Origin of the sequence: Microcoleus sp. T3_D1 (genome assembly GCF_036700405.1) — a bacterium.
Classification (GTDB): domain Bacteria; phylum Cyanobacteriota; class Cyanobacteriia; order Cyanobacteriales; family Microcoleaceae; genus Microcoleus.
Genome location: NZ_JAUBOV010000138.1, coordinates 1 through 9,692 on the forward strand (window position 1 = coordinate 1; position 9,692 = coordinate 9,692).

A 9,692-nucleotide genomic window follows, 5' to 3' on the forward strand; every position below is an offset into this window, starting at 1 on the left:
TTATTCTCTCCCGGCGCGGTGGCTCTAGTTCTTCTTTTGCCACCGTTCTCATCTTTATTTAGTCTAAACGACAGTGACTAAGGACTAATGACTACTGACTAAATTAATCATTGAGAAATTCACCTTCACAGATAATCGAGTCTCTGTTCTCCAAATCTTCTTGATTCCAAACCGCATTTAATGCTGCGGAACTTAAGGAAGTTGACATCGTATTTAATGTTGTGTTGTAGTATTCTACAGCATTATTAAGTTCCACCTGCGGCGCTTCTTTGAAGTACGAATTAATATCCGGCGTGCACCGCTGGGCTTGGTAGTATACATAAGCTTCAGCATTAATGCACATTACGTGGTAAAAATCCTTATTTGCTGCCGCAACATCTCCAAGTTTATACAGCGCTAAACCCCGGTTGAGATAAGCTTTAACATAGTTCGGATCGAGTTTTACTGCTTGGTCAAAGTCTTCAATTGCAAGCTGCATTTGTTTTAATTTATAGCGAACGCAACCTCTGTTATAATAGGCATAAATATTTTGTGGATCGATGCCGAGTGCAATGTTGTAATCGGCCATCGCCTGCGTATTGTCTCCTAGTTGGTGGTAACAGAGACCTCGATTTATGTATGCTTTGATATATTTAGGATTCAACCGCAGCGTTTCGTTAAAGTTTTCCGTTGCTGCCTCTTTTTCTCCCAAAAGGTAGTAAGCGCGCCCCCGGTTGTAATAGGTTTTATAATTGTTGGAATTGATAGATAGAGCTCGATTGTAGTCTTCTATTGCTTCTTCGTAGTTTCCTAAATTAGCAAGTACAAGTCCCCGGTTGTTGTAGATAGCGTGGCTGTTAGGCTTATTTGCTAAAGCACAGTTCAGATCGTCAATGGCTTTTTCGTGTTCTCCGAGATGACGCCAAGCATTGCCTCGGTTCAAGTAAGCCTCGAAGAAATTAGGATTGATATCTAAGGCTTGGCTGAGGTCTGCGATCGCTTTTTGGTAGTCTTTCATGTAATAGTAAACCAAGCCGCGATTGTTATAGGCTTTGGCATCGGCGGGATTGACTTGCAGTATCTGATCGAAGTCCTCAAGTGCCGCTTCATAGTTTCCTTTCTTGGCGCTGTGCAAACCGCGCTTGTAAAATTGTTTGAGGTTCATAGGTCAACTTTCAGGATTGCTTGCTTCTGGGGGTTGATTCCTGTGCAGTCAGTTTTTAGTTAGAGGGCCGTTAATCTGTTGAAAGAGCATCCACCTGGGGTCAGAGTAACTCTTGAATGATTCCCGGAAATCTACCCTAAACAGGATTTTGGGTTTATTTTAACAGTAGTTAAATCCTGTTGAAAGGCTCTGCACCTCGGCTGGATTTACTTATTAGTCAGTTCGATTGTTTACCCGATCGACTTAATCTCAAAAGTCGAGTTTTACTTGGTGCTCTGTGTCTCTTGATGCGGCGGCGATCGGCTCGATCGCCCAATTAAGTTTGAGACCGCTACTCAGTATAAATTGTTGCCAGCAGTCCTACCGAGTAAACTCTATATTTTTTTGACAAACTTCGTCTCAGTATTTGCGGCAGTACGTCTCTACAAACTTTTGTTGCCTAATTACCAATTACCGATTGATTTCCTCTTCCACATAAACTCTCAATTTCTCCAAATCTGGAAGTTCGATCAATTCTTGTTCCTTTTCCTTAACCGAGACGGGCATCATCACAGGTTTACGCTGCTCGATCCAGCAACTCGCCAGCGGTAAAGTTTGTTCCAAATCTTCCAAAGGCCTCGGAATTACCATCACCGCGTTCAACTCGCCAATTCTCTCAGCTTCGTACATCCCGGCCTCTACGGCTACTGCTACATCTGCAACTGCACCGCGAATAATTGCCGTGCACAAACCGGCGCCAATTTTCTCGTAAGCTGCCAAGTGTACGTCTGCGGATTTGAGCATAGCGTCGCAAGCGCCCACCATTGCCGGAAATCCCCGCGTTTCAAGCAAACCGATCGCCTGATTGCTAAGCCGAGAATAACTGCCTTTTTCCGAAAGTTCAGTCAGCCGAAAGCCGATCGGCAAAACCACTTCCAAATTAGCCAAAGGTCTAGCAATCACCAACTTAGAAACAAACTGCCCGAACTGTTCGGCAGTTTGAGCTCCCGCTTCCACAGCCAAACGCACATCCGAAATTCTGCCCCGGACGATCGCGGTACAGTGACCGGAACCAATTTTTTCGTATCCTACTAAAATCACTCCTGCCGACTTGAGCATCATGTCAGCAGTCCCCACAATTGCCGGAAAACTCTTGGTGGATACCAAACCCAAAGCAGTGTCTTTGAAGTATTCCTGGCGCTGCGATCGCTCTTCGTGACTGTTACGATCTGTTTGTCCGTCCATCTTCTATTACCCTTAGAAACTTCCCAAAATAAAAATTTGTTGATAGTTTATAGTTTCTCAGATGAGAAGACAGACTGCACGAGCTACAAGACACTGATTGCTGCTGCAAGGCCTGACAAATTGCTGAGCTACCAATAATATGAGATTACCTATTGATATTTGATCTTTCTGCCTTTAGCATAGCTGTCTTTTGCCGAAATGACCGAAAAATGAGACGCAAGCCCCTGGCTTCAGCCACGGGGATAAGTCGGTAGCGGTTTTAACCGCATTGAAATTGAATATGTGGTATAAAAGAAGCAGCAAGTAAGAATAACCATCTGCGTGTTGAAACAACAAGCGTGCGGTGAAATCCCGGCAACGGACTAATCCGACTTGATTCGGAATAGTTAAAGGGCAAACAAAAGGCAGGTTGTTGAGCGTACCTATCTGGCATTAGTGGTGGACTCCGAAAGCACAAAAGCTAAAAGTATACGCAAAGTTGGGATTTGTCTAAGCTGAGTGGGTAGAGGCGGTTTGATGCAAGCCTTTGAAAGTTCAAATACGAACTCTTCAAGAATCCCCGTCCCTTTAGGGATCGGGAGTATCAAGGCTACCCGGTACCGCCCGATAGAGTTTGGCCGTTTTCCTCCGATCGATTAAAAGCTTGCCGGTGCGGAAACAGCGTCCCCAACAGCCGATTGATGTGAGCTTGGCCGTACAGAATAGTTGGGGTTTCCCCTGGTTGGGGTGGCTCTGCGACGGTGGATTCCGGCGGGTCTGGGGCCGTCTCCGGCGCAGTTTGAGGCGGTGTTTGGGCGGGTTGTGGCGGCTCGATCGGTCGATCGACTGGTGGCGTAGTGGCTTCGGGGGGTTCTGGTGGTGTTGGCGCTGCTGTTGGCGCTGCTGTTGGCGCTGCTGCTGTTGGTTCTGCGGCGACTTGGCGGCTGGTATCTCCCATTAGAGAACCTGCGGGCATAATTTGCATTTTGTCGATACAAGGATTGATTAGGGTCGTTGCGGCGCCAATACAGGCATTTTCCCCGATCGTTCCCGCACCTACCACCAGCACCCCTGCACCCAGAATAACGCCCGCCGCGATTTCCAGAGTACCTTCACGGGCGTGAAGGATAACTCCCATACCGATACAGGCACCGGCGGCGATCGAGATCCGGCTTCCGGGCTCTGCTTGCAGGATTGCTCCAGGGGCGATCGCCGCACCCTCATTCACAACTACATCGCCACTCATCAAAATCTGAGAGTTGCTACTTAATTGCAGTGGCGATAAATACATTCGACTTCACCATGAAAGGAGCTATTTTTTTCGATAAAACGACTTTAAATTATGGGTTTTCTCGACTGATAAATTTAACCATGTCAATCTAAGAAACGATAATTTACTAATACTGAGAAGCTTGATGCTTTAACGTTTTATAGAAACTTTCCGAAGATTCTAGATTCTGACCAACATTTGTCAATCCAGCTTTTTAACTATCTCAAATCCAACTTAAATCCGCTGGGGTTTCTCCCGTTGGCCCCAACGCGAGGGCTTAACGGGAGAAACAAGCTAATTACCTAGCAAATTAAGGTCGTTGGATAATTTCTTCGAGTACCCGGCGCTTCGCCTTGGAGTCGATGCCCAGCAAGCGGACGTACTCGCCGCTGTGTTCTTTGAGACAGCTTTCGAGGGCAGAAATCACTTCGGCTTCGCGGTTGGATGCGATCGGGGCGCAACTGCTCCAAGAACCGGTGCGGAAACGGCGCGCGTCGGCGTGTTCCGTGCCAATTTTGTAGCCTTGGGAAAGCAGGTTGCGGATTTGGTCGATCGTCTTGCCGGTCAAACTTCCGCTGCTGGCCGAACCAGTCGAAGCTGCTTTGTATCCCGATGTTGCTGCCGAGTTAGATGTTGCTGCCGGCTTAGCCGATTGAGCAACTGGGCCGTCGGGACGCTGAATAATTTCTTCAACTATGCGTCGCTTAGCTTTCGGGTCAATCCCGATCAAGCGCACGTACTCGCCCGGGTACTCGTTCATCACAGCTTCCAAAGCGGCGATCGCCTCAGATTCGTTTCTGACTTGCAGCGAAGCCCCGCTTTGCCAAGAACTGGTGCGGAAGCGGCGCGCGTCGGCGTGTTCGGTACCCACTTTGTAGCCTTGAGCTAGCAAGCTGCGAACCTGAGCCACTGTTTCGGCACTCAATTTGCCGCTTGACACGGAACCGCTATTGTGGTGGGAAGCTTGTGCAACTTTACCGTTAGATTGGTGAGTTTTCGCACCGTTAGAACCGTTAGAGCCATTGTCTCCCGGTCTTTGGACGATTTCTTCGAGTACGCGGCGCTTGGCTTTGGTGTCAATCCCAATCAAGCGGACGTATTCTCCTTGGTGCTCGGCCATGCAAGCTGACAAAGCCGCGATCACTTCTGAGTCACGGGTTGAGGAAATCGGGCCGCAAGTACGCCAAGAACCGGTACGGAAGCGGCGTGCGTCGGCGTGTTCGGCTCCCACGCTGTATCCTTGAGCTAGTAAATTGCGGATGCTATCGGCAAGAGTTGAACTCAATTGGGTGCCGGCATGGGTAGAATATTTGGTTTGAGTCATATTTGGGTTTTTAGTTTGCTCGTTGCGAATTGGTGCTAGACAGGCGATGTTCTCAGCGCAGCGATAACCCGTTCTCAGAGCGTCATTGATGCCGATGACATGGGTCGCAAATTGAATGTCAGAATCTTGAACGTCAGGCAAGCGATCGGCTTGCTTCTGATTAGTGATGATGGCTCCCGAAGGTACGTACTTACCGGGGGGAATCTCCACATCTTTAATTAGTACGTGCATCATGACAATGCAGCCGTTGCCCACTCTGGCATTGAACACCGTAGAGCGAAAGCCGATAAAGCAGTTCTCGCCCACGTAGGCAGGGCCGTGAATTAAACTCATGTGAGTGAGGGAAGTATTTTTCCCCACCCACACAGAATAGGATTTGTCGTCGTCTCCTGTGACTCGGCCTTGTTCTAGGCCGTGAATCACTACTCCGTCTTGAATGTTGCTTCCTTGTCCGATATAAAAAGGAGTGCCTTCATCGGCGCGGATAGATGTCCCGGGGGCAATCATCACATTAGAACCGATATGCACATCCCCAATAATGTTAGAAAAGGAATGTACGAAGGCGGTATCGTGAATTTTGGGCTCAGCCAAGTTTTTCGACCAAGGCGTCGGGGGAGCCGCAACGTTGCGGACTGCCATAAATTAAGTTCTCCTAAGCTGAAAAAAATTTTGTTAGTTGTTAGTTGTTAGTTGTTAGTTGTTAGTTGTTAGTTGTTAGTTATTTTTCCACTAACTGCTAACTGCTAACGGTTGCAACTAGCCGTACGGGTCGTCTTTTTTACTGTAAATGAGGCGGTTTTCTACATTGACAGTATCTATAATGCCTACTACTAGAGCATCGATCGGACGGTTTTCACTTCCGGGCGCGATCCGGGCTGCGCTGCCTCGGGTTACTAAGACCCATTCATCGATACCAGCGCCCACACAGTCAGCGGCTACCTCATATCCGGCAACTGGGGAACCTTCCTCATCGATGAATTGCAGCAGTAGAAATTTCGATCCTCTCAGTGTCGGCTCTTTTTGGGTACTGACAACTGTGCCGAGAACTTTGGCCATTTGCATTTTAGGTAATAGGTAATAGGTAATTGGTAATTGTCATTTTTACCTGGTCACTTGTCTTTTTTTTAATTAGCTTTACTCAGTCCGCTGTCCGCATTTTAGAGTGATGCGTCGAGTCACTAATGACTAATGACTAATGACTAATCACTCATGACTCATGACTCATGACTCATGACTCATGACTAATAACCAATATCCCATACCCACCTCAATTAAAAATTAAAAATGCTAAATCAAAAACCTCGCGATTTTTAATTTTTAATTACCAAACGCCCCTAACAGCCGTGAGCCTATCTTACGATCTGTTGAGGGGGCGAATGCCGCTCACGCCTTCACGGAACTGTTCTACAGCTTCTGTGTAGCGAATCGGCAACACGTACTCCAAGTTTTCGTGAGGGCGGGCGATAATGTGGGTGGACATCACTTGTCCGCCGTTAACGCGCTTCACTGACTCTACTCCGGCGGCGACAGAAGCTTGCACTTCCGAGACATCTCCTCTTACAATGACCGTAACCCGAGCGCTACCGATTTTTTCGTAGCCTACCAAGGTGACGCGGGCTGCTTTGACCATCGCGTCAGCGGCTTCTACCACTGCGGGGAAGCCTAGGGTTTCGATCATGCCAACTGCAATTGCCATTGGTTTTACTCCTGATTGAATATTTGGGGAACTAAACAGTTAATTTTTGACGATCGCACAAATTTTCCTTTAACGAATTTTTTGTGCGCTAAGAACTTAGTAGCCTCGGAACTGTTCTACTGCTTCTGTATATCGAATCGGCAGAACGTATTCTAGGTTTTCGTGGGGGCGAGCGATGATGTGGGTAGAGACGACTTCTCCGCCGTTCACCCGCTTGACGGATTCCACTCCTGCGGCGACTGAGGCTTGGACTTCCGACACGTTGCCGCGCACAATTACGGTGACGCGGGCGCTGCCAATTTTTTCATAGCCCACGAGGGTAACGCGGGCAGCTTTGACCATAGCATCGGCAGCTTCCACAACAGCGGGAAAACCTTTTGTCTCAATCATTCCCACGGCAATTGACATTTTTGAATCTCCTTTGAGGATGAGCGAAATTACCGTTACAAATCTTTGAGAAATCTAAAAATTTGGACGGGGAGGCCCACATTTATTAGTAAGGCAGTGTAAAGCTTCCTATCCTATAAGAATAGGGGAAGCTGTCCACCTTGACAATATAAACTAACATCATAATGTTTAATAACAAAAATTAAAATTTTTTATGTTACTTAAACTAATTTAATATTTATTTAATAATCTTAATAAAGAGAGGGGTAGATGCCGACGGCGTGGGGGATTAAAGTAAGTAATAATACTCATAAAGTAGAGTTCGGTATGTGAAGCCGGAGCTGAGTCACTGCCGGGAAAGTTGGGGATTTCCAAATGGGATCGCAGGGAAATCGGCAAAAAAGGCAGTCTTTGCCCATCGGCAGGCATTTGTTTCTTTGAGTGCCTCGCCTGCTCAGGAGGTAATTTTATCTTGAGAGAATTCTCAGTTTTGATGCTTTAATGTATAGTTAATCTGGAGTGCAAATTATTTTGCCACAACTATACGATCGGGTTTAGTGAAAGTTTTAGGGTATCGCGCGATCGCCCGCGACTGTTTTTGTATAAAGGCAGCCAGTAATTTGAAGTTTAAGGCATAAATTAAATGACTCAATTTCTCCTCCAAGCCTGTTGGTGGGTACCTTTATATGGCTTAATAGGCGCAATTTTAACTTTGCCGTGGTCTACCGGCACCGTTCGCAGAACAGGCCCGAGACCTGCAGCATACTTCAATTTGCTGATGACGGTGTTAGCTTTCATACACGGATCAGTTATTTTTACAGCGACTTGGGATCAACCGCCCCAACAGTTGCTCGTGCACTGGGTGCAAGCAGCCGATTTAGATTTGTCTTTTGCAATAGAAATCTCCACCGTCAGCGTCGGAGCAATGGAGTTAGTTAGTGTTCTGAGTTTGCTAGCACAAATTTACGCTCTAGGCTACATGGAAAAAGACTGGGCGCTAGCTCGATTTTTTGGGCTGATGGGTTTTTTTGAAGCGGCAATTAGCGGCATTGCCATTAGCGACTCGCTGCTTCTAACTTACGCTTTGTTGGAAATGCTGACGCTTTCAACTTACTTGCTAGTCGGGTTTTGGTACGCTCAACCGCTGGTAGTAACAGCCGCTAGAGATGCGTTTTTAACCAAGCGTGTAGGAGACGTGCCGCTGCTGATGGGAGTAGTGACGCTTTCAACTTTAGCGGGAAGTTTGAATTTTTCCGATTTGGAAATATGGGCTGAAAGTGCAACTTTGTCTCCTGTAGTGGCGACTCTTTTAGGTTTGGCTTTAATCTCCGCACCTACGGCCAAGTGCGCTCAATTTCCCTTCCATTTGTGGCTCGACGAGGCGATGGAAGGGCCCAACCCGGCTTCGATTATGCGGAATACGGTAGTTGTGGGCGCTGGGGCTTATGTTTTGATTAAACTTCAGCCTGTTTTAGCGCTTTCGCCGATCGCCGATGCGGTGCTGGTGGTTTTGGGTGCGGTGACGGCTGTTGGCGCTTCCTTGGTGGCGATCGCCCAAATCGACATCAAAAGAGCACTATCGCATTCTACCAGCGCATCTTTGGGTTTGGTGTTTATCGCCGTGGGGCTAAATCAAGTTGACATTGCTTTGCTGTTGCTGTTCGCGCACTCGATCGCCAAAGGCCTATTATTCATGAGCGTAGGGTCAATTATTACCACAACTAACACTCAAGATTTAACAGAAATGGGTGGGTTGTGGTCGAAGATGCCTGCCACCACTACGGCTTATTTAGTAGGCGCTGCGGGGATGGTAGCGCTGTTACCTCTGGGCAACTTTTGGGCGATGCGGCGCTGGCTCAACGGTTTTTGGACTTTGCCTTTGTGGCTGGTAATAGTGCTGCTTTTAGTTAACGGTTTGACAGCGCTAAATTTAACTCGCATATTCGGTTTAGTGTTCGCTGGAAAACCGCAGCCGAAAACTCGCAGAGCTCCTGAAGTTGGTTGGCAGATGGCTTTGCCGATGGTAATTTTGACAGTGATTGGGCTGTTGGTGCCTTGGATGTTGCAGCGGTGGCAACTGTTAATTAGTTGGATTGGCCCTTGGGCGGAAACCGGGGATTTTGATACTTTAAATTTGCTGTTGAAGACTCTGCATCTTCCGCTGTTAATGTTATCTGGGTTGATTGGCGTGGCGGTTGGGGTAGCGATTTATTGGTACGGGGTTTTACCTCGACCGGTACGGCTGCCGGTACCGGCGTTGCAGGATTTGTTTGCTTACGATTTTTATATCGATCGAGTTTACCGCCTGACTGTGGTTTGGGCTGTGGCTTCTATTTCTAAAATCAGCGCTTGGACTGATAGGTATGTGGTGGATGGGGCGGTGAATTTGTTCGGTTTTGCCACAATTTTCAGCGGCGAAGGGTTGAAGTACAGCGGCACCGGTCAGTCGCAGTTTTATGTGTTGACTATTGTGGCGGGGGTTGCTGTGTTGCTGGCGTTGATTATTTGGCAGTTTTAAACCGCAGAGTTTGGCAGATGAATTGGGCGGGGTTTGTCTGCTTTTTGTCTGAGGTTATTTAATTTTAAACCGCAGATGAACGCAGATGAACGGGGAGCATCTCACTTTTGTAAAAAGCATTTTTTTTATTGTAGTGCGAGCGTCCCCGCT

At 47.5% G+C, this 9,692-nt stretch carries 8 protein-coding genes; 1 reads left to right on the forward strand and 7 read right to left on the reverse strand.

Features of this window, described 5'->3' with window-relative positions; genetic code table 11:
• Positions 1-103: 103 nt before the first annotated feature.
• The 7 genes from QT992_RS32115 to QT992_RS32145 all read right to left on the reverse strand — a co-directional run bounded on the left by QT992_RS32115 (position 104) and on the right by QT992_RS32145 (position 7,045).
• Positions 104-1,144 carry a tetratricopeptide repeat protein gene (locus QT992_RS32115; protein WP_333321585.1) on the reverse strand — a complete coding sequence of 347 codons (1,041 nt, stop codon included), beginning with the start codon at positions 1,142-1,144 and terminating at the stop codon, positions 104-106.
• A gap of 450 nt (positions 1,145-1,594) precedes the next feature.
• Positions 1,595-2,368 (reverse strand): BMC domain-containing protein, encoded by a 774-nt coding sequence (locus tag QT992_RS32120; RefSeq protein ID WP_333101844.1) that lies wholly within the window; start codon positions 2,366-2,368, stop codon positions 1,595-1,597.
• Between the two features lie 589 nt (positions 2,369-2,957).
• The gene (locus QT992_RS32125) at positions 2,958-3,638 is read right to left on the reverse strand and encodes a carbon dioxide concentrating mechanism protein (RefSeq protein WP_333342836.1); all 681 of its coding nucleotides are present in this window, start codon (positions 3,636-3,638) and stop codon (positions 2,958-2,960) included.
• A gap of 289 nt (positions 3,639-3,927) precedes the next feature.
• Complete coding sequence (locus QT992_RS32130) at positions 3,928-5,580, reverse strand: ribulose bisphosphate carboxylase small subunit (protein WP_333321589.1); 1,653 nt, start codon at positions 5,578-5,580, stop codon at positions 3,928-3,930.
• Positions 5,581-5,697: 117 nt separating this feature from the next.
• Positions 5,698-6,003 (reverse strand): EutN/CcmL family microcompartment protein, encoded by a 306-nt coding sequence (locus QT992_RS32135; protein ID WP_333215294.1) that lies wholly within the window; start codon positions 6,001-6,003, stop codon positions 5,698-5,700.
• A gap of 292 nt (positions 6,004-6,295) precedes the next feature.
• Positions 6,296-6,637: a carbon dioxide-concentrating mechanism protein CcmK gene (locus QT992_RS32140; protein WP_006635058.1), complete on the reverse strand. Its 342-nt coding sequence runs from the start codon at positions 6,635-6,637 to the stop codon at positions 6,296-6,298.
• 96 nt (positions 6,638-6,733) lie between these two features.
• Positions 6,734-7,045, reverse strand: a complete 312-nt coding sequence (locus QT992_RS32145) for a carbon dioxide-concentrating mechanism protein CcmK (protein WP_006635059.1) — start codon at positions 7,043-7,045, stop codon at positions 6,734-6,736.
• Positions 7,046-7,667: 622 nt separating this feature from the next.
• Here QT992_RS32145 and QT992_RS32150 point away from each other — a divergent pair.
• Positions 7,668-9,542, forward strand: a complete 1,875-nt coding sequence (locus QT992_RS32150) for an NAD(P)H-quinone oxidoreductase subunit F (protein WP_333321591.1) — start codon at positions 7,668-7,670, stop codon at positions 9,540-9,542.
• Positions 9,543-9,692 lie beyond the last annotated feature (150 nt).